Genomic DNA, 24,197 nt, shown 5'->3' with positions numbered 1-24,197 from the left:
ACTAAAGTTACCGCTAAGCCACTTCTGCGCGCAACTGTTTAGCAGCATTCACCATATTCTCTAGCGCTGGTATTACATCTTCCCACTTGCGGGTTTTTAAACCACAATCGGGGTTTATCCACAAGCGTTGCAACGGTAAATTTTCTGCCGCTTTTTTAATTAACCCCACAACTTGCTCTGTAGCCGGTATGTTGGGGCTGTGAATATCGTACACGCCTGGGCCTATGTCGTTAGGGTAATTAAATTGTTCAAATGCGCTTAACAGCTCCATATTCGAGCGAGATGTTTCTATGGTGATTACATCTGCATCTAAATCGGCAATAGCTTGAATAATATCGTTAAACTCGGCGTAACACATATGGGTGTGTATTTGCGTTGTATCGCCCACACCTGCGGTAGATATTTTGAACGCCTCAACAGCCCAATCTAAATAGTTTTGCCAATCCTTTTTGCGCAGAGGTAAACCTTCGCGCAGCGCGGGCTCATCCACTTGAATAATCGTTATGCCTGCGGCTTCCAAATCATTCACTTCGCTGCGCAGGGCCAAGGCAATTTGCTGAGCCGTTATTTTGCGCGGCTGATCATCGCGCACAAAGCTCCATTGCAGCATGGTAATTGGGCCAGTAAGCATGCCTTTTACGGGCTTAGAGGTTAGCGATTGGGCATACTCGGCCCAGTCTACGGTTATTTTTCTTGGGCGAGAAACATCACCAAATATAATTGGCGGTTTTACGCAGCGACTGCCGTAGGACTGCACCCAACCGAACTGGGTGAACACGTAGCCGTCTAGTTGCTCACCAAAATATTCCACCATGTCGTTGCGTTCGGCTTCGCCATGCACCAATACATCGATACCTATTTTTTCTTGCAACTCTATTGCGTGCGCTATTTCTGCCCGCAGGGTTCTATCGTATTGCTGTTGGCTTATTTCCCCACTTTTAAACGCTTTGCGGTTTTTTCGTATTTCACTTGTTTGCGGAAAAGAGCCAATGGTTGTAGTTGGCAGTGTTGGTAAATTGTATTTCGCCTGTTGCTTTTCAATTCGCGTAGCAAAGGGTGACTCGCGCTCGCTTAAGCTTGGGCTAATATTATTGACTAGCGACTGCACCTTGGCGTTGTTTACTTTTGCAGATGCTTTACGCGCGGCAATCGCGCCAGCGTTGTGTACTAGCGCTTCCGCCACACTGGTCTCGCCGTTATCCAATGCGCGCTGCAAAATATTTAGTTCTTGCAGTTTTTGTTTGGCAAACGCCAACCAGTTTTTAATATCTGCATCTAACGCCTCTTCGCTATCTAAATCTACCGGCGTATGCAACAGCGAACAACTTGGCGCCAACCATAAGCCATTGCCCAGCCGCTCTTTAACGGGCTTTAATTGCGCGAGTAGTTTATTTAAATCTGCTTTCCAAATATTGCGGCCATCTATGACACCTACAGATAAAATTTTATGCGGCGATAAAATATCTAACACGCGCGGTAAATCATCGCCGCCGCGGGTGATATCTAAATGCAAAGCAGCTGTGGGTAAACGCGCAGCCAACCGCAAATTTGTATCAAGCGGGCCAAAATAAGTGGCCAGCAATACAGAGAGGTTGGGCAACTGCAATTGGTGATATACACGCTCAAAGGCGTGCTGCCACTGTTCGGGCAAATCTAGCGCTAAAATAGGCTCGTCAAACTGAACCCACTCTACAGCCTCTTTGGCCAGCGTTCCCAACAACTCGCGATACACTGTAATTAAATCATCTAAAAAGCCCAGCTTGTGCGTGCTGCCGTCTGTTATTTTTGCCAGCCATAAATAACTTAGCGGCCCTAAAATAACCGGCTTCACTTTGCTAGTAAGCGCGCGCGCCTGCTCAAGCTCAGTGAGTAATTTACTGGCATTTAGCTTGAAGTGCGTATTTGCGTTTAGCTCTGGCACCAAATAGTGGTAGTTAGTATCAAACCACTTGGTCATTTCGGCTGCGTGACTGCCGCCACAACAACTGGCACCCGCCGCTTCTTTGGCGGTGCCTCGAGCCACTTTAAAGTAAGTATCTAGCTTAGATTGCCCATCCGCTTGCGCCCGCACAGGAATATTGCCCACCAAAAAGCTGGTGTCTAGAACATGGTCGTAATAAGAAAAATCGCCAACAGGCAGCCACTCTACACCGGCGTCTAGCTGTGTTTGCCAATGGTTTGCACGCAAGGTGTGCGCAGTTTTATCGAGTTGCGTTTGGTCTATCTCGCCGCGCCAATAGGCTTCACAGGCAAACTTAAGCTCGCGCTTTGCACCAATGCGGGGGAATCCAAGGTTGTGTACGGTAGTCATCATTGCCTCCAATAAGTTGATGGCGGCCACTGTACTTTTAACTTATAGTGAATAAAATTGATATTAATTACACAAACAATGAATTTTAATCATGATTGAACGCCAACACCTATTGGTAATGCGCGCACTAGATAGCGAGGGAAGCCTTGCAGCAGCAGCAGACACCCTAAATCTCACCCAGTCGGCACTCTCCCACTCCATAAAAAAGCTTGAAGATAGGTTGGGGGTAACACTTTGGCAAAAGCAAGGTCGCAAGCTGCGCCTTACTCAGGCGGGGGAATACTTATTGCGCGCGGCCAACAATTTACTACCGCAGCTAGAGCAAGTAGACACGATGCTGCGCGCATTTGGCGAAGGCAGAAAGGGACAGCTGCGCTTAGGCATGGAATGCCACCCCTGCTACGAATGGCTAATGACCGTGGTTGCGCCATTTTTAACGCGCTGGCCAGATGTAGACCTAGATGTAATTCAACAATTTAGGTTCGACGGCCTAGCGGCATTGCGCGAACACAAAATAGACATACTTATTACCAGCGACCCAATGGATGCGCCAGAACTCGCCCATTGCCCAGTGCTGGACTACGAGCTGTTACTAGTAGTAGCCGCCAACACGCCACAGGCTAAATTAACGTCCATTAACGCCGGCGACTTACAACAGCAAACACTTATTACCTTTCCCGTTGAGCGCGCGCGCTTAGATGTTTTCACTCACTTTTTAATACCTGCCGCCATCGAGCCCAAGCGCCAGCACGCCGTTGAAACTATCGAGGTGATGCTGCAATTGGTTTCATCTAACCGCGGTGTGTGCACATTACCTAATTGGCTCGTAGAGAAGTACCAGCATCACCACCCCATAAGCGGCGTGCGCTTAGGGCAGAGCGGCGTACACAAAACACTGTACTTAGTTTACCGCCGAGACGACAGCAAGCTGGACTATATAAACGACTTTTTAACAACAGCCAGTAAACGCTAAACCCGCGCAGCAAAACACTGCGCAGGCTACGCAAAAGGCACGCTACAAATTATTTACCGCAGCCAGTATGTAAACTAACGGCGCATTCCAATTAATAGCAATTTCGTTGGTGGAGTAACTGCACCAGTCGTCTAGATAGGATTTTGCCGGTGCATCGGAAGGGTACTCACAACCATCTTGCTTGCCATTGTGCGCACCGCCCGCAAGCCAACCAGGCACAGGGGCTTTAATGCCATCGGCATAGGATGGACGATGATGGATACCCACCGCAGGGTTATCGCCAAACCCAGTGACAAAAGAGTAGTTGGTAGGGTTGCGACCATAAATATAATCCACCGCGGCAAGTGCAGCATCGATGTATTCTTGCTGCGGTTTAATTTTATTGGCCTCAAGCAAAACCCAAGCGCGATTTAACGTGCCGGAATTGCCACCCCAGAAAAAATCTTTGTTGCCAATGGGTACTTGGTAGGCATTCTCTTTGTAAGTAACAAGCAAGCTATCTGCAGCGCGAACAATTGAATCGGTAACGGTTTTGTATTGAGCTTCGTTTAACAGGCTGCGCGCATTATTGGCCAAGGAAATAAACCCCAACCCCGCAACATTCGCCCAGCTAGACTCACCCGCCTGCACTTTTTGCTTGTTAAACGCCTGCCAGTATTTTTGCTCGCCGGTCAATATAAACAACTCTGCGGCCGCCCACGCAAATTCATCGTTTAACTTTTTATCACCATAGGCGCCGGTTTGAACTTTGCTCAGCGGTGTCTGCGAATATGTCTCACTAGGGTTTGCTTGTGCCCACTCCCACGCAGCAATGGCCGCCTGTCGATAAGCAGCTGATTTACCAGGAAAAGCACCTTCGAACGGTGCGTATACTCGGCTTGCAGTGGCCATAACCGCGGCAAAATCTAGCGTTGCAGCGGTAGATTTTTTAATAAAATAGCGCTGCGCAGTCGCTTCGTGCGGCATGACTGCGCCAGAAAAATTCAGGGTGGTAAGCTTGTGGTACACACCGCCGTCGTTCGGGTCTTGCATGACCTGCATCCATTCAAGGTTCCACATTACCTCGTCGAGAATATCCGGTACGGCATCGCCAGATTCGGGAATATCTATATCGCGTTGCTTGTAAAACGACGGGAAATGCTCGTACGCAGCCATTAGGGTGTAAGTGGAAATACCACTGTTAACAATGTACTTGCCGTAATCGCCAGCATCGTACCAACCCTTTGGTGCAGCAAAGCTTGTATCTGCTGGGCGCGCGGCTGAGGCGGCGTTATCGAATATGCGTACGTCGGTATCTGGGTGCCCCGCAGGTCGCGCATACACCCCGGCGTACTGTTCTGTTAACTCTGTGCTCGCTCGATTATAGTAATAGGCTTTAAGGGCTCCATCGTGCGCTTGGCTATATACACTTGGGCTAATATCGAAGGTGTAAGAATCACTCACACCCTGAACAACTAAGCGGTAACTCCCTTCGGCTTGCAGGGCGCTAAAGTCTGCCAACTTGAAAGATTCGTCCCCCATCGCGCTCCAGCTTTTTACGTCGCTTAAACTCCCCGTAAACGCTACTTTACCGCTAGTTACATCGATTATGTCGAATTTTGCAGCTGCAACGGCGGGTACCACCGCCAGCTTTTTGGCCGCGGGCAAATAACCCAGCTGATTCACTTTGGTAAAGCCCACCTCGGCCTTGGCCGAGTTAGCTAATTTAGTGTCGGCATCACTGCAACCTATCATTACAGCCACACTGGCACACAGCGCTAAAACTTTAACTTTGTTCATATTTTTCCCACACAACAGGCTAAAACCGCTTAAGAATTGCCATACAAATGGCAACTAGCGGTGGACTATACACGGCACAATTCCGGGCTTTTTTACCCTGCTTTCACATGTTTAAAGCGCTTAACCCTATAACATCCGCCTACAGGTTGTGCCCCTCTTCCAAGATTAGCCTAGCAGCGAATCGCCTTATCGGCGGCGATCGGCGATAAAAACACACATAAATTAGCCAAATTCGCCACACATCGGCCAGACCAGTTATTCCAAATAACATTGAAAAATGGTATGTTTACGCACCAATTTTGGGCCGCTATATCGCCCAATATGTGTCTTATACACTTATAACTAAATTACAGATAAGAGCCATAAGCTGGGCTTGACCACCCAACTACAACAATGGCCGCCCTTGCTTGTTTACGCACTGCGTTCGCTAAGCAACTTGCAACCAAGTAGCTATACATGGATTTACAAGGACATATTTGGTCGGCTCTGAATAAAACACTACCCAGAATAGCCAGAGCACGAATACATACACCACCTAAAATACAGAAGACGACATGAAAGCATTATCAGACATAGGCCTAGTTGGCCTAGCCGTAATGGGGGAAAACCTCGTACTCAACATGGAAAGCAAAGGCTTTACCGTAACCGCATATAACCGCTCGGCGGAGAAAGTGGAGAAATTCTTGTCTGGCCGCGCTGCAGGTAAAAACATTCGCGGTGCTAGCGATGTTAAAGACTTGGTTGCAAGCCTAGAGAAGCCACGTAAAGTAATGCTTATGGTTAAGGCTGGCCAGCCAGTCGACGACATGATTGAGCAATTAGTTCCACACTTAGAAGACGGCGACATCATTATTGATGGCGGCAACACCCACTTCCCAGACACCATTCGTCGCGCGAAAGCGTTAGAGCCTAAAGGTATTCACTTTGTAGGCAGCGGCGTATCTGGTGGCGAAGAAGGCGCACTTAAAGGCCCCTCTATTATGCCTGGTGGCAGCCAACACGCGTGGCAAGCTGTTAAGCCTATCTTCCAAGCCATTTCAGCTAAAGTCGATGACGGCTCACCCTGCTGTGATTACGTTGGTCAAGACGGCGCTGGTCACTTCGTAAAAATGGTACACAACGGTATCGAATACGGCGACATGCAGCTTATCTGTGAAGCGTACCAAGTAATGAAAGAGTTACTTGGTTTATCTGCAGACGAAATGCACCAAGTATTCGCCGAGTGGAACAATACCGAATTAGACAGCTACTTAGTAGAAATTACCCGCGACATCCTCGCCTATAAAGACGAAGACGGCGCGCCTTTAGTAGATAAAATTCTAGATACCGCAGGCCAAAAAGGTACCGGTAAGTGGACTGGCGTATCTGCGTTAGAATTGGGTGTACCTTTAACGCTTATTGGTGAAGCCGTATTTGCTCGCTGCCTATCTGCACAAAAAGCAGAGCGCGTTGAAGCCTCACAAGTATTGAATGGCCCAGCAGTAAGCTTTGATGGCGATAAAAAACAACTTATCGAAGATTTACGTCAAGCATTACTCGGCGCAAAAATTGTTTCTTACGCGCAAGGCTATGTATTAATGCGCGAAGCAGCAAAAGAATACAACTGGGACTTAAACTACGGCGGCATTGCTTTAATGTGGCGCGGCGGCTGTATTATTCGCTCTGCATTCTTGGGCGACATTAAAGCAGCTTACGATGCAAACCCAGAGCTTACCAACCTAATGGTTGCCCCTTATTTCAAAGAGAAGTTAGAAGCAGCTCAAGCCGGTTGGCGACGTGTGGTAGCAGCGGCAGTAACAAACGGTGTACCAGCACCTGCGTTAACCTCTGCACTTAGCTACTTCGACGGCTACCGCTCTGCACGCTTGCCAGCAAACTTGCTACAAGCGCAGCGCGATTACTTCGGCGCGCACACTTACGAGCGCACCGACCGTGAACGCGGCGAGTTCTTCCACACCAACTGGACTGGCCGTGGCGGCGATACCGCCTCTACTACCTATAACGTTTAATCGTTTTTAAGTAGTACTTGGAAAGCTTGGGCCTAAAAACCCAAGCTTTTTTATTTTTAAATTCTCCCTAAGCTTTCTTCAGCTGCTCCTGCCCTGCAACACCATACCAGTCAATATTGCGCGTAACAGCCATTAGTATTGCCAGCACAGCGAATACAAGTACAGCCCCCATCAGTAAAGCAAAATCTTCTGCTTGCACAATCATATACAACAAACCAAACAAGCCAGCTAACATTGCGCAAAACACAACCGCGTACTTTACGCTGCGAAATAAATAGCGCACATAAAATAACAACAATCCCGTGCAACTTAGCACTCCAATGAAATACGCCCAAGCAAACGCAATATGCTCTGCTAACGAAATAAGCAACAAATAAAATACCGAAATAGCCAAGCCAACAAATGCATATTGAATAGGGTGGATTTTATATGGCGTCATTGTTTCGAAAATAAAAAAGCTAGTAAATATTAAGCCAATAAATAATAACGCGTATTTAATCGAGCGCTGAGATTGCAAATAAATATCTACCGGTTGAATAAAATTCACCCCAGAAGAATGGGCCGTTAAATCGCTGCAGCGCGTAGTAGCAATGCATCGCTCAACAACTTCAACACCACTACTAGAATATCGAGAACTCGCCCACGCAGCGGTAAATCCTTTAGCCGTAACTTGCCTCTCCTTGGGTAGTGACACGCCCACAAATTCCGGATGAGGCCAATTAGACTGAACATTAGTTATCGCCGAATCGGCAACCGGTATAAAAGCCAAGCTACCCATCCCCCTTAGCGCAACAGAAAAATCGAACTGAGCATCACTGCTTTGCAGTTTTTCTAACGATAACTGCGTGTGCACGCCCTCCTCTAAACCAGAAATACGACTGCCGGGGCCGACGAAAACATTCTCGCCGTTTATGCTAATTGTTGGCACGGCATCTATACCGCGCACATCTGAAATATGCGTGGTTAAATATGGCTTACCAAACCTATGAAAGTGTGCTATTTGCTGTATCTGTGAAAGCCTCTCGCTTACGCTGCGTTTAGAAAACACCCCTGTTATTTTTATCTGACTATCGTATACCGGTACCTCATAGATACCCTTATAAATTGTTTTGTTGTTTACAACAGCATTAGTTACCAGCTCATCCGGCTGCACTATGGCATAGAGCACCTGTTCTTTAGTATTTTCTACAGGGGCGCCTGTAGCCGTTACAAAAGCGCTAGGGGCCAATGGCTTTATCACATAAGGCAGAATAATAATGGGAGTTAGAATGCTCTGCTTACCTGTCCAGCTTTGCGCAACACTAGCGCGCGCGTCGTCCATAAAACTTTGCCTTTCATAAACTTTGTATTCCACCATACCAACGGGGATTAAAACCATTAGCCCCACAATGAATATTGCCAATAACTTAAACGCGATTTGTTTTTGCATGCTTATTTTCACCTATTTTAATCACCGTTAAATAGATAAAAACTATCAACAAATAAGGGCGAACCGATGGCAACAATATGATGAATTATGGCAACAAAAAAACTGCCTATTACGTTTAGAAATATTGAGCGCACTGTTTAATTAATAACCCAAATAACAAACGGTAAATATTTCAACAAAGTGGCGCAGGAAATATTTTTCGCGACAAAATGACACACTTTTTACGAATAATGTTGATTCACAAATTTTAATCATTAAGAATAAATAACTACCGACGAGTATGCGCGTACACAGGCTGCGTTTAACGCTAATAGTATCTAGCGTTACGGCCTATTTAACCGCAAAACAACGAACTCACATAGCTTCTAACTATAGATGCGCTCAATCACTATTCGTCCTAGCAATTGCTTACCAACCTCGTGCTGTTCTTAGTGTTGTACGCTGTTTATAACTTCACTACTCACCATAATTTTAATAATACAAAACGGAAGAAGTAGAAATAAACGGAATGTCTTTGCTGTATTTTGCAACCGATAAAATCAACTAAAAGGAACCTAATCATGTTCGCAAAGAAAATTACATACTCCACTATAGCCTTGGCCATCGCAGGGCTTTCTGGTAACGCACTATCTCACGGCTTAATGGTAGACCCGCCTTCGCGTAACGCGCTGTGTGGGATGATAGAAAAACCTGACCAAGCAACATCACCCGCCTGCCAGCAAGCTTTCCAAAATGACTTTAATGGCGGCTACCAATTTATGAGCGTGCTAACCCACGACATAGGTCGCCAAGGCGGCACGTCTAATAATGTGTGTGGCTTTGATAGCGAAACCTGGAATGGCGGTGCAACCCCGTGGGATGCCGCAATTGATTGGCCAACCACTCAAATTAGTTCTGGCCCGTTAGAAATAGATTGGAATATTTCTTGGGGCCCTCACTGGGACGACACCGAAGAGTTTGTTTACTACATTACCAAGCCTGACTTTGTATACCAGGTAGGTGTACCGCTCAGCTGGAGCGATTTCGAGGCAACACCTTTTTGCCAACTCGACTACAGCGATGCAAACCCAAACGCAAACCCTGGCGTATCCACCACCAAAAGTGCCAACCTATTTCACACTCAATGTAACGTACCTGCGCGCTCTGGCCGCCACGTGATTTACGGTGAATGGGGGCGCAACTACTTTACCTACGAGCGATTCCACGGCTGTATGGATGTTACCTTTGGCGGTAGCAACCCACCCCCTAGCAACCAAGCGCCAACAGCTAACGCTCAATCTGTAAATGTAAGTAGCGGTAGCAGTGTCTCTATTACCTTAAGCGGCAGCGATGTAGATGGTGTTATTAGCAGTTACGCAATTGCAGCAGCACCTAGTAACGGAAGTTTAAGCGGGTCTGGCGCGCAGCGTTTATACACACCTAATGGCAATTTCTCGGGTTCGGATAGCTTCCAATTCACAGTAACCGATGATGACGGAGCAACATCCAATGCCGCGACCGTTAGCATTAATGTAAGCTCTCAACCAGAACCAGAACCCGAACCCGAGCCAGAACCAGAGCCCGAACCAGGAACTGGCGCTAGCTGTGAGCACGTTGTTGTAAATGCTTGGGATAGTGGCTTCCAAGGCGCTATTCGCATAACTAACACTAGCGACCAAAATATTAACGGCTGGAATGTAAGCTGGAGCTACAACAATGGCACTACAATTAGCCAGTTGTGGAATGCAAACTTCTCGGGCAGCAACCCTTACAGCGCAAGCAACCTAGGTTGGAACGCAACCATTCAACCAGGCCAAACTGTTGAATTTGGGTTTACCGGTAACGGCTCTGTACCCGCGGCACCAGCAGTAACGGGTGCGGTTTGTAATTAGAGTGAAGCTAGTACAGCTAACAGCTAACAGCTAACAAGTATGTTGGAATACAGCATTTTAAAAGGGGCCTCGGCCCCTTTTTTTATTCGCTTTATATTGCAGCTTGGTTATAGGCCACGGCTAAAGCGAAATAATTTCGCCGAAGCCTATATGCATTTTTAAAACTTGTTTAAGCGATTGTTTTTTAATTAGCTTAATACACGCTTTGATCACACCGGCATGGGTGACAATCACATGGGTTTTATCGCTGGCCAATTCCAATAAAAAATTAGCACAGCGCGATTCCACATCGCGATAGCTTTCGCCATTAGGCACTACATAATGGGCAGTATCTTTTGCCCAGGCATCCACCTCGGCTACGGGTATTTCTGCCCAAGACTTGCCTTCCCAATCGCCAAAATTCATTTCCAGCAGGCGATCGTCCGCAGAAATAGCCTCGCCTACAGCTAGGTACTGCGCCAATGCTTCACAGCGGCCAAGTGGGCTAGTATGAAATTCTATTTGCTCGGCTGGCGTATCACCTAACAGGCGAGCCAACCTAGCTTTAACCAGAGCACGCTCTTCGAAGTAAGAGCCCGCGAGGGGTATGTCGAGTCTTCCGTAACAAGTTCCTTCCGTCAATTTAATTTGAGTATGACGAATAAAATACAACATTAATTTTGAAGCCTTGAATTAAGATTCCACACCAACAAACATGCAGGATCTTCAGAAGAGTAATAGCGATATATAATTTATATACAACCAGAATGAGCGAACGCACATAGAGTAAGCAAAATAGACAATTCGCTTACCTGCTGCACCGCACCTAAGCAATCGCCATTCACTCCGCCAATGTGTCGAATAAAATAACGTCGCGCTAGTATATATACTATAGCTAACAGTGGCGGTAAAGCGGCAAATACCAACCAACCAAAATTATTGGCTGCAAGCGATAAAAAACCTAGCGCAGTAACAGATGCTACTACAACCGATAAGCGCGCTACACGAGATGCAATAGGTTTACTTTTTGACGAGCCAGTAAACGCAACATAGGGCGTACAATACATTAGCACAACGGCCAACCAGCGACTTACGCTGTTGGCCAGAAGCAATATAACCAAAAGTTGAAAATTAAACTGTATATAAAATGTAACGCTGTAACTCACCAAGTAAAACAATAAGCAAAACTTTAGGCCTAGGCTTGCGCACAACGCTATCACTCCGTAAGTACCTAAACGCGAATCATGCATAATGGTAAGAATTTGCTCTTTACCGTAGCCACCACCAAATGCATCGGCGCAATCTGCTAAACCATCTTCGTGGAATGCACCGGTAATTAATACACTCACTATCATTGCCAATATAACCGCAATAGGTACGGGCAATATAAAAAGCGCTAAACTAAGCGAACACCACACAAGTGCTGCAACTATGGCACCCACTAAAGGGAAATAACGCGCAGCATCTTGCAGAAAAGATTCATTAAATTGAATATATGACGGCGCAGGAAGACGAGTGAAAAAAACAACGGCATTAAAAAACACATGCAACTGCTTACGCCAACCCATTAGATTAGAACCAGATAGATTTTGCTTATAAGCTTGCTTGTTAACTTGGCTATCAACTTGAGCGCTACTTTGTTTATCGCCATGCTCGCTCAACGTTTAATTACCTTCTGCTTGCGACACACCAGCAGCTTCGAACGATGCCATTTTATTTAAAAATAACACCGCAGATTGCAACAACGGCATTGCGACTGCTGCCCCCGAGCCCTCGCCCAAACGCAACCCCAACTGCAATAAAGGTGTAACCCCTAAGGCGTTAATCATATGCTTGTGGCCGTGCTCATCGGAACAGTGGCTAAAAATACAATACTCCAACACCAGCGGGCAAAGATGCACGGCAACAAGCGCTGCTGCAGATGCAATAAAGCCATCCACAACAATAACCATTTGCAGGCGCGCGGCCTCTAAAAAGGCACCCACCATCATCGCTATTTCTAAACCGCCCACACACCGCAAAGCCTCCATTGGGTTTTGCGCGCTCAAGCTGTGCAAATTGGCTGCCTTTTGTAACAGCGCTAATTTATTTTTAACACCCTCATCATCCAAGCCCGTGCCTTTACCTACACACTCGTCTAGCGGCACACCGGTAAGCACATGCATTAATAGCGCTGCGGCGGATGTATTACCAATACCCATTTCACCAAAGGCAATTGTATTGCACCCCTGCGCTGCAACCGAAGCAACCTGAACTTTACCGCTTGCCAACGCTTGCTCGCATTGGGCCACACTCATAGCAGCCTGCTCTAAATAATTATTAGTGCCGTGCGCAACTTTGGCGTTTACTAATAGAGGGTGCTCGGCCAACTCGGCATTTACGCCCGCATCTATTATTTTTAAGGCAATACCATGCTGTGCGCAAAACACATTGATAGCTGCCCCCCCAGCCAAAAAATTTAGCACCATTTGTTGCGTTACAACTTGCGGGTAGGCGCTTACACCACTATTTGCAACACCGTGATCACCCGCAAACACAAGCATGTGCGGTTTATTAATTGCGGGGGTAAGTGTTTGCTGTATATAACCTATTTGAACGGCTAGATTCTCTAGCAAACCAAGGGCACCTAGGGGCTTAGTTTTAGTATCAACTTTGTGTTGCAGCTTTGGTAAAATTGCATCGCTTAACGCGGGAATGGAATAACTCAAAATTCGATACCTTTTTGCGCTTTAACACCGGCGTGGAACGCGTGTTTCACTTCTCTTATTTCGCTTACTGTATCTGCAAGCTCTATAAGCTCGGCTATAGGGCTGCGACCGGTAAGAATAACGTTTTGCTTAAGCGGACGATTTTTAATAGCAGCGATGCACGTTTCAAGTGATAAATAACCGTAATCAAACATATACGTTATTTCATCCATCAACACTAAGTTAATGTCTTCGCTTGCCAAGCACTGCTCTGCTTTTAGCCATACTTCTTGTGCGGCGGCAATATCTTTTTGTTTATCTTGGCTATCCCAGGTGAAGCCGGTACCCATAATATGATGTTCAACACTTGGGTGATCGCGAAAGAATGCCTCTTCACCTGTTTTCCAAGTGCCTTTAATAAACTGAATAATAGCCGCGCGTTGACCATGCCCCACAGCGCGCAACAGAGTGCCGAAGCCCGAGCTACTTTTACCCTTGCCATTACCCCAAAGATAAATAACCACCCCGCGTTTTTCTTTGGCGGCTTTTATTTTGTCGCGCACAACTTTTTGCGTGGTTTGCATTGCTTCTTTATGTTCACGCTGCTCTTTCTCACTTGCGCTTTCATTAGAATTTGTATTTTCAGAGGCACTGCTATTGTTGTCTGTCATAAAACACCTAGTAAGCTTATTCAATATTCAATGCGTTAATGCTGGCTAGTATAAACAAAAATGCCGCACACCGCAGAAGCGGGGGCGGCATTTGCATATATGCGCTTAACCATCAACGCTATACATCGCTGTAGCGCGCTAAATGAGAACGCTAAATTAGAACGATAAACGCATACCAATATATGCCGAAGCGCCAGCCGTGTTGTAGCCATCCACTTCTTGATAATTTTCGTCTAATACATTACTTGCGCGAATATAGGCTTGCGCAGTCGAATCGAATGTCCAGCGCGCACTAAAATCCAACACTTGGTAATCGTCGAGCGCTTTCGCGGAATCGGCACCAAAGGGGTAATCGACACTATTGGAGATAGAACGCATAAACAAGGCTAACTGCAAACGCTTTTCTAACCAGAAAGTTTGTGCCGACAGGTTAACAATGTGTTTGGGTCTGCGCGCGCGCGGGTCACCACCCTTGGCGCCACTTAGTGTGGTGCTATCAGACAGCGATGTTCTATTGTAGGTGTAATTAGCCCCTAACAATAAGTGCTCGCTCTGCTCCCAGGCACCAGAAAGTTCAAACCCTTTTGAATCTGTTTCACCTTCGTCTTGTAAGTAACAACAGAAGTTTGCCAAATCGAAATATATTTCATCTTCGATTGTGGTGCTAAACAATACGGCTTCAATGTAACTTTCGCCCGCTAGCTGCCACTCCAAACCAAAATCAAAACCTTTACTTTGTTCTTCTACAAAGCTTTTTGGCGCGTCTTCTGCAACATAACTACCGTTATTGTAGTTAATTTCATACAGCGATGGAGCGCGAAAACCCGTGCCGTAGCTACCCTTTAATTTTAACTCGCCGTGGCTTACTGGCAATAAATAAGCACCCGTTAAGCGTAAGCTTGTGTGCCGGCCAAAATCTTCGTTATCGTCGTGGCGCGCACCAATGGTGTAAAAGAACGAATCAGTTAGAGAAACCTGCGCATCAACAAACACACCATTATTACCGCGATCTTGCTCTACTTCGCTTAATAGGTTGTAGAAAGCCTCTTCTTTTCTATCTGCGCCAAACACAAATTTCAAAACATTGTTAAAATGATAACGGCCTAAATACTGTAGCTGCGAAACTTCGCCGCGGCTATCTAGGCTAACACTGCCATCGGAAAGACCTATATTTGCGCGCTCAATGGTATTTTTAGATAGGCTTACAACCTGCTGATATTTTTCTTCAGTAGAATGAACAGCCACTCGATAAGCGCGCGATTGCGACTCAGCTAAGCAATCCATCGAAGTTGGCCAGCCGCATCCGTCGAACTCGGCTTCTGCGTCAACGTCGCGCAACACCAACTCTACGCCAGTACTATCGGTTAGCTGAACACCAAACCGACCGTGTAGCGTGGTATTTTGGTAGCCATCTTTTTCGTTTTCGGTATCAACTTCACGCACGTTAAAACCTTCGTTAGACAGGTTGCTAGCACTTAAAGAATAACCTAAAGCACCTGTGGTACCGCGAATATTGCCCGCTTGAGTATGGGTTTTGTAACTACCGCCTTCTAGCGCGAGGTCTGCCTCAAAAGGTTTAGTTGAGGCTTTGCTCGACAGGCTTACTACACCACCTGCATCTGCGCCATACATCATACCTTGCGGGCCACGCAAAATTTCTACCCGGCCAATTTGGCTGCTTAGTAAGTCTTCAAAATGCGGGGCGATTTGCACGCTGCTCGCATCCGCTACGTTTATGCCATCTATTAATAGTAACGTGCGATGAGCCTCTTCACCGCGCAAACGCACGCTGGTTGTTTTACCTAAACCACCGCTTTGAGAAACTTGCACACCAGGTACGCTGCGCAGGGTATCGGCAAGCAGGCTGTTTTGGCGAATGGCCAAATCTTCTTCGGTGAGCACAGAAACCGTAGACCCGACTTGGCGAATAGGTACTTCTGAACGGTTAGCTACTACAATAATTTCTTCTAAAGATTGTTCTTTAGCATTAGATTCTGCAAAAGCAGGGGCACAGCAAAGCGTGCTAATAAAAGATAGACTCGCGACAACAGCAAAGTTAAGACGCAGAACCATATTGTTCACCCTATACATAAGTTGGTAGATCAATATGGTGTTACTGGTAGGAAATCAGACTGCACGTTATACGCACTGCGTATAATGATGTAAACCACGCGGCTGTTGGCAATAAACCAAAAGCGCGATGCAACCGATCGATGTCGCCCACCGCAACACCTCGAATAACCTTCTTAGGCCGGTATCCGGGCTTATGGCGAGCGCTATACGCGCGGGCTATTTACCTTCCCACGAAAAATCGCAGTGGCATGCAATAGCTTTAACCAATCACCGTTGCGGGGGCAGCGTAGGACTGAATATTATGGCTAGTGGCCACAATGACACCTACTTCCCGTTTAACACTTGTCTACACAAGCGCACCTATGAAGCGGGCGCATGATACGTCGCCCTTGCGTCATAAACAACCCTCACAACCACTAACTTCGCGCGCGTATAGTTGAAATATTATTGTGAACCAATTGTAATACCCCACCTCTAAAGCCTATATTCACATACGGATGGATAAAGCGAATGGAACCCCACACCAACTACCTGCCTATCTTTCCCTCTAGTAGCCCATTGCCACTACATCAGCTTGCGCTTACCAAGCATAGTTACCACACAGAGATAGCCTATGTTCACCATTGATCAACTGCTTATAAATAGCCTGCTTTATATCATGCTCCCTTTATGGGTGATTGCAGGCTTTGTCGACTGGTGCTGTCATCGCGCTACCAAAATAGAAACCACCACAGGCCTAACCGAATCGCTTATGCATTCTGTTATGGGTATTCAAATAGCCATCCCTATGTACCTGTGCTTATTGTTCGAAGTGAATGTTCTCATCCTGTTAATTTGTATCGTCGCGTGGGCACTGCACGAGATTGTTGCGCACTTAGATATTAAATATGCCGAGCATCGACGACGAATAGGGCTGTGGGAAATGCAGGCTCATAGCTACCTAGCCACCCTGCCCACCTATATGATATTAATGATCGGGATTATTAACTGGCCGGTAGTGCAAAAACTTTTTACGCTCGATTTTTCTGGCCAAATGTCATTTATCTTTATTGACCAACCCCACGGCGGTGAAAACTACCTGCCTATTTATATGGTATTTATGGCTATCGTTGGGGTAGCCCCTTATGTAGAAGAAAATATTCGCTGCTTACGCATAGCCCTTAAATCACCAAAGCTTTAAAGCAAATAATAAAAAGACAACCACTATGGAAGTATTTATAACAAGTAGCGGCCATTTCTTACCCGGCCCACCCGTAACTAACCAAGCCATGGAAGAAATACTTGGCAAGGTACACGGCAAACCCTCACGATTGCGAAAACGCATTTTACAATCTAATGGCATTCAAACCCGACACTACGCAATAGACGCACAACACAACACCACCATTAGCAATAGCCAAATGGCAGCAAAGGCTGCTCAGAATTGTTTAGACAATAGCTATCTATCAAAACCCGCCGTGCAATTACTAAGTTGTGCCACCAGCCAAGGTGATATCGTGCTGCCAGGCTTTGGCAGTATGGTGCAGGCAGACTTGCAACTTGCCGATATAGAACTGCACACCAGCCACGGCATTTGCTCTAGCAGTATGATGGCTTTAAAAGCGGCTTACACCAGCATTAAAGCAGAAGACAAACAAAACGGTTTAGTGGTTGCCAGTGAACTCGCTTCGCGACTATTTAAAGCCAGCCGTTACGAAGCGGTAAATAACAGTGAAGAGCTAGACTTTAACGCCGAGTTTTTGCGCTGGATGCTTTCCGACGGCGCGGGCGCACTACTATTAGAAAACCGCCCAAGAAAACGCTGCTTTCGCATAGATTGGATACGGGGCTTCTCCCATGCCGATGCCTTTCCTGTATGTATGAGTGTAGGCTACCCCAAGCACAATAACGGCGATAAAAGCTGGCAAGATTACCCCACCTATAGCGAAGCCGAACGCGAAGGTGCGCTGCTTATCCGCCAAGACGTAAGACTACTAGAACAAGTAGTAAAACTGGGGGTAGATGGTTTTTTACGCTTAATACACGAGCAATTTATTACCCCCCAAAACATTAACCATGTATTGTGCCACTACTCCTCCGATTATTTTCGATCGAAAATTTTCGACATGCTCAATAAAGCGGGCGTGGGTATAGCCGAGCATAAATGGTATTCCAACCTCGCCACCCGAGGTAATACCGGCTGTGCATCGCTATTTATTATGCTCGATGAATTTTCGCGCACTCAACAATATACACCCGGCGACACCATAATATGCATGGTGCCAGAAAGCGGGCGTTTTAATAATGTATTTATGCAGTTAACGGTTGTAGATGAATAAAATATAAATGAACAATCATTAATACAAGAATTAATGCAAGAACTAATACAAGAATTAATAAGAGTAACCAAATGGAAAACACACTAAACCCACACGCTCAAAACTGCTTGCAGGCGCTAATGCGCTGCTGGTTTGATTTTGAACGACGCATTCAGCGCGTACCCATTATTACCCGCCTAAATGCAGGTAAATTTAGTAACGACGATTATCTAGCGCTGCTATTAAATTTACGCCAACAGGTAATAGAAGGGTCCCGCTGGATAGCCCGCAGCGCATCGAGTTTTGATCGTAACCACGCACAAGTGCGCTCGATAGCCATTGGCCACGCGCAGGATGAGCACAAAGACTACCTATTACTAGAAAAAGATTTTGTAAACGCAGGTGGCAACTTAACCACTATCGAACAAGCTCCACGCAATGCGGGTAGCGAAGCATTACACGCCTATTTAATGTATAGAGCCAGCCAGCCCAACCCTATTGATATGCTTGGCGCCATGTGGATTATTGAAGGCTTAGGGCAAAAAATGGCAAGTGAATGGGCCGAGAGAATTGATGCATTAATTCCAGCAAAATACGCCACCCAGTTTATGCGCTACCACAGTGAAAACGACGAGACGCACATGCAAGAGCTGTATCACCTATTGGACTTAACCTGCACGAGTACAGCGGCGCAAACTTCCATTGTTAAAACAGCAACGGTGGTTGGCCGCCTGTATGCCATGCAACTAGAGGAAATCGACAGTGAAAACTAGTGCTTATATAAAAGCCATCGCACAGGATAACTCGCTACCAATTGAACAGGCGGCCGTAGACCTGTGGCTTAAAGACTTAGCCAACCCATTTCGCTGGACGCTACGCCCCCTATTACAATTTGTATTTGCGGTTTTACTGCACCTTATTTGGTTTATTAAACGCCTGCCTCTCCCCCAATTTAGTGCCCACGGCTTATTGCAAACGCTTATCTGCTGGTTTTGTAAAAACCTTGTAAGCTACGAAGCCAATATGCTTATTCTTCGCCATTACACCACCGAATCAAACATACTTAACTTTTTAATCGCCAACCATCGACCCACCCACTCTGGCGACATAGCGCCTAATACGCAGCCACAGCATATCGCCCCGCTAAAACTCTACCCACAAACCATTGACGATATGCAAATAGCCAGCTTTGTCAATCACGACCAAGAGCTGTTTCGCGTATTTGCCGAGATGGGGCCTTGGCAGCACGCGCCATTCAACCAAGCTTACGCACAAGAAAATTTAAAGTGGAATAACTGGGTTTCTATTACAGAGAATTCGTTTCAAGTAGAACGCAAAGCAACACAAGTGCTCGATTTCGAAAGTGCCCACGCATTGTTTATGTGCTTGTTTTGTTTTTTACTCAAGCGCGACGAGTACAGAGACGCTATAAACGGGTTCAACCTAGACCAATCTATGGCTATTCGTATAGGCCAACTAGTGGGCAACCCAACGCTTACAGAAATGGCTTACAACAAATACCCGCATTATTTAGTTGGCCCGTGGAACCTAGGCCAACGTTTTTTAATGCACGGCTTTTTTACAGAGTATATGTACGCTTTTCTTGAACCAATTAGAAAGCAAGCCAACACAAGCGCAATCGACAAGTAAATAATAGGGCAACTACAACTGCCCTATCGCGATTTAGAACGCAGCAACTTGCTCGGTATTCTCCAGCTCGCTTGCATATAGATGCGTAATTTCATTCATATTGTGCAACATTGTATCTGTAGTACCGGTTATCACAAAAATCAAACGGTCACCCTTTAGCGACATATCACCATCAAACCCTTTGGAGGCGTATTTTAAGTGCCCCTCGGTTTTGAGTATTTTCTTTTTGATCGTTTCGGTATTGAACTGACTATCCTTCAAAAAAGTTAACATCAGCTCGTACTCAGCTAGGTCGGCGTAGAGTTTTTCTAAACTTGCTTCGGATTCCAACCCCCAATAATACGCCAAGTAATGTTTTGCTATGCGCTGCGACAACATTCTCTGACGCCCAGAAACATTCACCAGCTCGGCGCCTTTATGATTAGATAACGTCTCTAATTTTTGCACATAGGCATGGGCGGCAGTTAATAACGCATCACTTTTTTCCAAAAGCTCCGCTGCATTTTGTTTAGTAACTGGGCCGGTTGCTACAGCTTTAAACGGCTTCCATAAATTGCGAACAGTAAGTAACTCACCTCGAATGCTTATCGCATCGTTATTGGCTTGCAGAGTATCTAAATTTTCTTGAAACTGCTTAATGGCTTTATCTAATTGCGCTTTGTAACGCGCGTTATCTGGTTGAATGCCTGTTAGAATAAACGACTGCGCAATGCGTTGAGACAACATACGCTGCTGCCCGGCTTTATCTATTGCCTGCCCCATAGTTAATGCATAGCCATTACTCGCCACACATAAAAACACTGCTAAAAAAATAAAACGCATACAACCTCCAACACTCATACAATTAATTCGTTGATAAAAGTGTAGTCACAATACGTTACTTGCTAGAATTTCTTCACGCCCTACTTCCGTGCATTTTTTACGCAAAAAAGTAACTGGCTGTTGTTTTATAGGCAAAACATAGGAACTTTGGTTTAAGCAAAATATTCATCTATAAGAAAAAAACTTAAGCGCCATAAAATGCTATGGATTGCACATTTGCGGCCTAAGCAGTGGGCGATGATGGGTCAGATTAATTATTTATAAAAAATTGCGTTCTATAACGTGTGGATGCAAAGTGAACGCGTCACGGCTTAATTAGGTATTAATATTTGCAGCGCTAGCACCTACGCCTTTTCACGAGCAATAATTCTATATAAAAAGCATACCTAAAGTGTCACAAAACGATTATACTCGCCACCCCTCGCAGGCCGTCACACAAGGATACGTTGCATGCAACTCAAAAGTCGCCGAACTCTATTACTATGCACGCTAGCCGCACTGGTTACTGCTGCTGTATTTATGCCGAAAGACAAGTACCCATTTAAATCTGAGGCGAACACTTCTGCACCTACTACTAGCCAGCAATTGCGCTAACACTTCCAACGCTCTTTTGTCGTCTTAAATATCCTTCAATATAATCAAAACTGCTTAGCAGTCTCGCTCTATTCCTGTTTGCTCTATAAGCCATTATTTGTTTTACAGGCTTGGCAACTCATGTTAATTTTTTGTGACATATGTCACACTCTAAATGGCTAACCGTCGCGAAAGCGCGGCCACGCAAAGCTTCCGGTCTAAGGGTATGTAAACCATATCTACGATAGCGGGGTTGCTGGAATGCGAGACACCACTCTTTCGCGACAGTCATTTACCGGTGATACCACCACTACTGGCGCGGTCGATGGAATTATTCGAACAAAAAATTGTGGTAAATCAGCTTCAAATAGGCATGTACGTTTGCCGACTAGATAGGTCGTGGCACGAAACCGACTACCCATTGCAAGGCCTTTACATAAAAGACCAAGCAGATATCGACCACCTCGCAAAATATTGCCAATATGTGTTTATTGACGAAAAACGCAGTCGCAGCGCGCTGATACCCAAGCACACTCAAGCAATAACACAAAACCCGCCTCAACCGCTGCGAGCCGTACCAAATACTACTCCTTTTTTTATCGACCCCAAGAGTTGGCGTCAGCGCCATTGTGTTGAACACTACAGTGTAACAACCACATTAAATGCTGAATTAAAGTTAAGTGCGCCACTTATGTACTTACTAGAAGAGCAACTGGCTTATTTGATCGACAAGATAAACCGTCGCCGCCGATTTGATATTGAGCCTATAGCCGAAAGCGCCGCCGATTTAGTAGAAAGCTTAATTCGCAACCCCGATGCACTGGCCTGGCTTTGCCAAATAAAGCTCACGCGCAGACCTATTTATTTGCACATTATGCGCTTAGCTGTTTGGGGTGGCATAGTGGGCCGGCAAATGGGGCTTAATCGCTTTTCACTCGTCCACCTCACCATGACTCTAATGATGACAGGCATTGGAAAAAGCCTGATAAAACAGGAGATACTCAGCAATCACAACGTGTATAACCACACCCCCGAATACCAAGAGCATTTAACAGAAACGCTTTACTATTTAAAACAGAGCCACTTTTCTTGTGAAGATATTATTTCTACTATTCAAGCCTATTGCGAACGACACAACGGCAGCGGCTACCCCAACGCGCTAACTGGGGGTAAAATTCCATTTCTAGCACGGGTAGCTGGGCTTGTAGATACCTTCGATCTAATGGTGCACCCCTACGAAGCCAAGCAATCCATTTCACCGGGCAATGCTATTGCCCGCCTTAACAAATGCAAAGGCACACTGTTTGACCCACACTTGGTAGAAACATTCGTACAGGCCATTGGTATTTACCCTACCGGTTCGCTGGTGGAAATTAACAACGGTATTATTGGTGTTGTGGTTTCACAGTCCTATGAGAAGCGTATACAGGCCGCCATCATCCCGCTTATAAATCGCGACAAAAAACGCTTTGCTAAATTCAAAATATTCGATTTGCATCTAACAGGTTCAGATGCCATGCAAAACGATAGAATTATAATAAAACGCGGGCTTCCATTTCATTTAGCGCCCCCCAAATTAGTGGCTGCCGCACACGAGCAGTTGTTTGAAGAGAAAAAAGGCTTTTTTACGAAAATATTCGAATAACAGTAGAGACTATGTATTAAATGTAATGTTTAGTCGTCACCAATAACCAAATCACCACCCGCATCGCGCGCGCGCAGAAGCGACTGATGGGCATGTTCAACTAATTCGGAAAGATTATTCCCCATTACATTCGACACACCGGCGCTAAAACTAAGACTCACCTCAGCACCACCAAGGTCAATAAATTTCCCACCGACTATTTGACGCACCCGTTCGACAAAGGCGGTAGCTTTCGCATTGTCTAGCCCCGGCATTAACGCGTAAAACAACTCTGTACCAGCGCGAGCAAGTAAAAAACGCTCGAAAGACGATACTAAAAAGCTAGATACTTGCTCCATCACTACATCGCCAGCTTCAGGGCCGTATTCATTGATAATTTCAGACAGATCATCTAAATCGATAACCGCACAGGCTAGAGGCGTGCCACTGGCAAGCGCGCGCTCAAACATGTCATCACCTTGCACATTAAAATGCGACAGTTTATAAGCGCCGGTGTGATCATCCCTATTGGCTGAATCTTTGAGGGCCTCAAACATTTCCATAAAATCCATATTGTGAGAAACGCGGCAGAAAAATTCTTCGTGATTAAACGGTTTGCGCAAAAAATCATTAGCGCCATTTTTGATGAATTTTGCAGAGAGCGTGCCGTCGGTTTCCGACGACAAGCCAATCATAATGAGATCCGACTTATCGTATTTACGGCGCATATGCTGCACTAACTCAAAGCCATCCATGCGCGGCATATTAAAATCGGTAATAATCATTTTAATATCGGGGTTATCTATAAATACACGTATAGCTTCAGCACCATCGTCTGCGTCATACACTTCAAATAAATGTAAGCGCAGCAAACCCACTACAAAATTACGCGCTGTGGCGGAGTCATCCACCACCATCACTTTTATTTTTTGATTTTTAACGAGGCGAGCCAACACCCCCAGTGCATACTGGTAAGAGTAGCGCCCCTCCTTGGTAACGTAATCGACAATCCCTTTCGCCAACAACTGTTCTCGCCGCTCCGTATCGAAGCTGCCGGTGAGCACAATAGTTGGAATGTGATTATTTAAAACGTAATCCACCACTTCGCCATCTGGCGCATCGGGTAAACTTAAATCCACTAAAGCGGCGAAAATTGATTCAGCTTCACTTTCTAGTAGTGCCTTGGTCTCGGCTAAGGTGGTAGTGTAAACCGGCTTAAACTGCGGGAAGCCCGCCATAACGTGATTGATAATTTTTCTTACAATCGGGCTATCTTCTACAACTAAAATTCTATGCATTGGGCCATCCTGCGCACGCTGGGCGTAGCGACTCAAATTAGGGCTATTTATTGAGTGTAGACAAGGATTTAGGCCCGTGGGAGCCAATAACGAGAATGCAAAGGGAGAGAATGGGGCGTTTCACACTAAAACCGTTCAATAGCGACGCTAA

The 24,197-nt window shown here is 45.9% G+C and carries 19 protein-coding genes and 2 riboswitches; of the genes, 9 read left to right on the top strand and 10 right to left on the bottom strand.

Translation table 11 applies throughout. The annotated features are described in order from the left end of the window. Window positions 1–13: 13 nt before the first annotated feature. The gene (gene metE / locus SDE_RS03415) at window positions 14–2,311 is read right to left on the bottom strand and encodes a 5-methyltetrahydropteroyltriglutamate--homocysteine S-methyltransferase (RefSeq protein WP_011467121.1); all 2,298 of its coding nucleotides are present in this window, start codon (window positions 2,309–2,311) and stop codon (window positions 14–16) included. A gap of 91 nt (window positions 2,312–2,402) precedes the next feature. Between metE and SDE_RS03410 the strand changes: the two genes are divergently transcribed. Continuing rightward, entirely contained in the window at window positions 2,403–3,284 is an 882-nt protein-coding gene (locus tag SDE_RS03410; RefSeq protein ID WP_011467120.1) for a LysR family transcriptional regulator, read from the top strand. A 42-nt stretch (window positions 3,285–3,326) separates the two neighbouring features. On the opposite strand, the gene SDE_RS03405 is transcribed toward SDE_RS03410, so the two are convergent. Further along, on the bottom strand, window positions 3,327–5,063 hold the full coding sequence (locus SDE_RS03405) for a glycoside hydrolase family 9 protein (protein ID WP_011467119.1): 1,737 nt from the start codon (window positions 5,061–5,063) through the stop codon (window positions 3,327–3,329). A gap of 554 nt (window positions 5,064–5,617) precedes the next feature. Between SDE_RS03405 and gnd the strand changes: the two genes are divergently transcribed. Continuing rightward, window positions 5,618–7,072: a decarboxylating NADP(+)-dependent phosphogluconate dehydrogenase gene (gnd, locus tag SDE_RS03400; RefSeq protein WP_011467118.1), complete on the top strand. Its 1,455-nt coding sequence runs from the start codon at window positions 5,618–5,620 to the stop codon at window positions 7,070–7,072. Between the two features lie 67 nt (window positions 7,073–7,139). Here the strand turns inward: gnd and creD are convergent, their stop codons facing one another. Next, window positions 7,140–8,501 (bottom strand): cell envelope integrity protein CreD, encoded by a 1,362-nt coding sequence (creD, locus tag SDE_RS03395; protein ID WP_011467117.1) that lies wholly within the window; start codon window positions 8,499–8,501, stop codon window positions 7,140–7,142. A 560-nt stretch (window positions 8,502–9,061) separates the two neighbouring features. On the opposite strand from creD, the gene SDE_RS03390 reads away from it, so the two are divergent. Continuing rightward, window positions 9,062–10,372 carry a lytic polysaccharide monooxygenase gene (locus tag SDE_RS03390; protein ID WP_011467116.1) on the top strand — a complete coding sequence of 437 codons (1,311 nt, stop codon included), beginning with the start codon at window positions 9,062–9,064 and terminating at the stop codon, window positions 10,370–10,372. A 120-nt stretch (window positions 10,373–10,492) separates the two neighbouring features. Here SDE_RS03390 and cobC read toward each other — a convergent pair whose 3' ends face one another. From cobC to SDE_RS03365, 5 genes are all read right to left on the bottom strand, one after another. Continuing rightward, on the bottom strand, window positions 10,493–11,026 hold the full coding sequence (gene cobC, locus SDE_RS03385) for an alpha-ribazole phosphatase (protein WP_011467115.1): 534 nt from the start codon (window positions 11,024–11,026) through the stop codon (window positions 10,493–10,495). 77 nt (window positions 11,027–11,103) lie between these two features. Further along, entirely contained in the window at window positions 11,104–12,012 is a 909-nt protein-coding gene (locus SDE_RS03380) for an adenosylcobinamide-GDP ribazoletransferase (RefSeq protein ID WP_011467114.1), read from the bottom strand. Between the two features lie 3 nt (window positions 12,013–12,015). Further along, the gene (gene cobT / locus SDE_RS03375) at window positions 12,016–13,059 is read right to left on the bottom strand and encodes a nicotinate-nucleotide--dimethylbenzimidazole phosphoribosyltransferase (protein ID WP_011467113.1); all 1,044 of its coding nucleotides are present in this window, start codon (window positions 13,057–13,059) and stop codon (window positions 12,016–12,018) included. After that, window positions 13,056–13,709 (bottom strand): cob(I)yrinic acid a,c-diamide adenosyltransferase, encoded by a 654-nt coding sequence (cobO, locus tag SDE_RS03370; protein WP_011467112.1) that lies wholly within the window; start codon window positions 13,707–13,709, stop codon window positions 13,056–13,058. The genes cobT and cobO overlap by 4 nt, the downstream gene beginning before the upstream one ends. A gap of 156 nt (window positions 13,710–13,865) precedes the next feature. Beyond that, entirely contained in the window at window positions 13,866–15,782 is a 1,917-nt protein-coding gene (locus SDE_RS03365) for a TonB-dependent receptor plug domain-containing protein (protein WP_011467111.1), read from the bottom strand. A 158-nt stretch (window positions 15,783–15,940) separates the two neighbouring features. Next, window positions 15,941–16,161: riboswitch (cobalamin riboswitch) on the bottom strand. A 234-nt stretch (window positions 16,162–16,395) separates the two neighbouring features. On the opposite strand from SDE_RS03365, the gene SDE_RS03355 reads away from it, so the two are divergent. The 4 genes from SDE_RS03355 to SDE_RS03340 all read left to right on the top strand — a co-directional run bounded on the left by SDE_RS03355 (window position 16,396) and on the right by SDE_RS03340 (window position 19,729). Beyond that, the gene (locus SDE_RS03355; RefSeq protein WP_011467110.1) at window positions 16,396–16,962 is read left to right on the top strand and encodes a hypothetical protein; all 567 of its coding nucleotides are present in this window, start codon (window positions 16,396–16,398) and stop codon (window positions 16,960–16,962) included. Window positions 16,963–16,987: 25 nt separating this feature from the next. After that, the gene (locus SDE_RS03350; protein ID WP_011467109.1) at window positions 16,988–18,100 is read left to right on the top strand and encodes a beta-ketoacyl-ACP synthase III; all 1,113 of its coding nucleotides are present in this window, start codon (window positions 16,988–16,990) and stop codon (window positions 18,098–18,100) included. 71 nt (window positions 18,101–18,171) lie between these two features. Further along, window positions 18,172–18,852: an iron-containing redox enzyme family protein gene (locus SDE_RS03345; protein ID WP_011467108.1), complete on the top strand. Its 681-nt coding sequence runs from the start codon at window positions 18,172–18,174 to the stop codon at window positions 18,850–18,852. Next, a complete protein-coding gene (locus SDE_RS03340) occupies window positions 18,842–19,729 on the top strand; it encodes a DUF6999 family protein (RefSeq protein WP_011467107.1) in 888 nt (295 codons plus the stop codon). Before SDE_RS03345 ends, SDE_RS03340 begins: the two co-directional genes overlap by 11 nt. A 33-nt stretch (window positions 19,730–19,762) precedes the next feature. Here the strand turns inward: SDE_RS03340 and SDE_RS03335 are convergent, their stop codons facing one another. After that, on the bottom strand, window positions 19,763–20,551 hold the full coding sequence (locus SDE_RS03335) for a type IV pili methyl-accepting chemotaxis transducer N-terminal domain-containing protein (protein WP_041324140.1): 789 nt from the start codon (window positions 20,549–20,551) through the stop codon (window positions 19,763–19,765). A 450-nt stretch (window positions 20,552–21,001) separates the two neighbouring features. Between SDE_RS03335 and SDE_RS22830 the strand changes: the two genes are divergently transcribed. Both SDE_RS22830 and SDE_RS03330 read left to right on the top strand, forming a co-directional pair. Beyond that, on the top strand, window positions 21,002–21,145 hold the full coding sequence (locus SDE_RS22830; protein ID WP_158303850.1) for a hypothetical protein: 144 nt from the start codon (window positions 21,002–21,004) through the stop codon (window positions 21,143–21,145). Window positions 21,146–21,291: 146 nt separating this feature from the next. Continuing rightward, window positions 21,292–21,385, top strand: a riboswitch (cyclic di-GMP riboswitch). A gap of 64 nt (window positions 21,386–21,449) precedes the next feature. Continuing rightward, complete coding sequence (locus SDE_RS03330; protein ID WP_011467105.1) at window positions 21,450–22,769, top strand: HD-GYP domain-containing protein; 1,320 nt, start codon at window positions 21,450–21,452, stop codon at window positions 22,767–22,769. 29 nt (window positions 22,770–22,798) lie between these two features. Here SDE_RS03330 and SDE_RS03325 read toward each other — a convergent pair whose 3' ends face one another. Further along, complete coding sequence (locus tag SDE_RS03325) at window positions 22,799–24,046, bottom strand: response regulator (protein ID WP_011467104.1); 1,248 nt, start codon at window positions 24,044–24,046, stop codon at window positions 22,799–22,801. Window positions 24,047–24,197: the final 151 nt, after the last annotated feature.

This window comes from Saccharophagus degradans 2-40, assembly GCF_000013665.1.
GTDB lineage: Bacteria > Pseudomonadota > Gammaproteobacteria > Pseudomonadales > Cellvibrionaceae > Saccharophagus > Saccharophagus degradans.
This window is presented reverse-complemented; position numbering and strand designations above follow the sequence as displayed.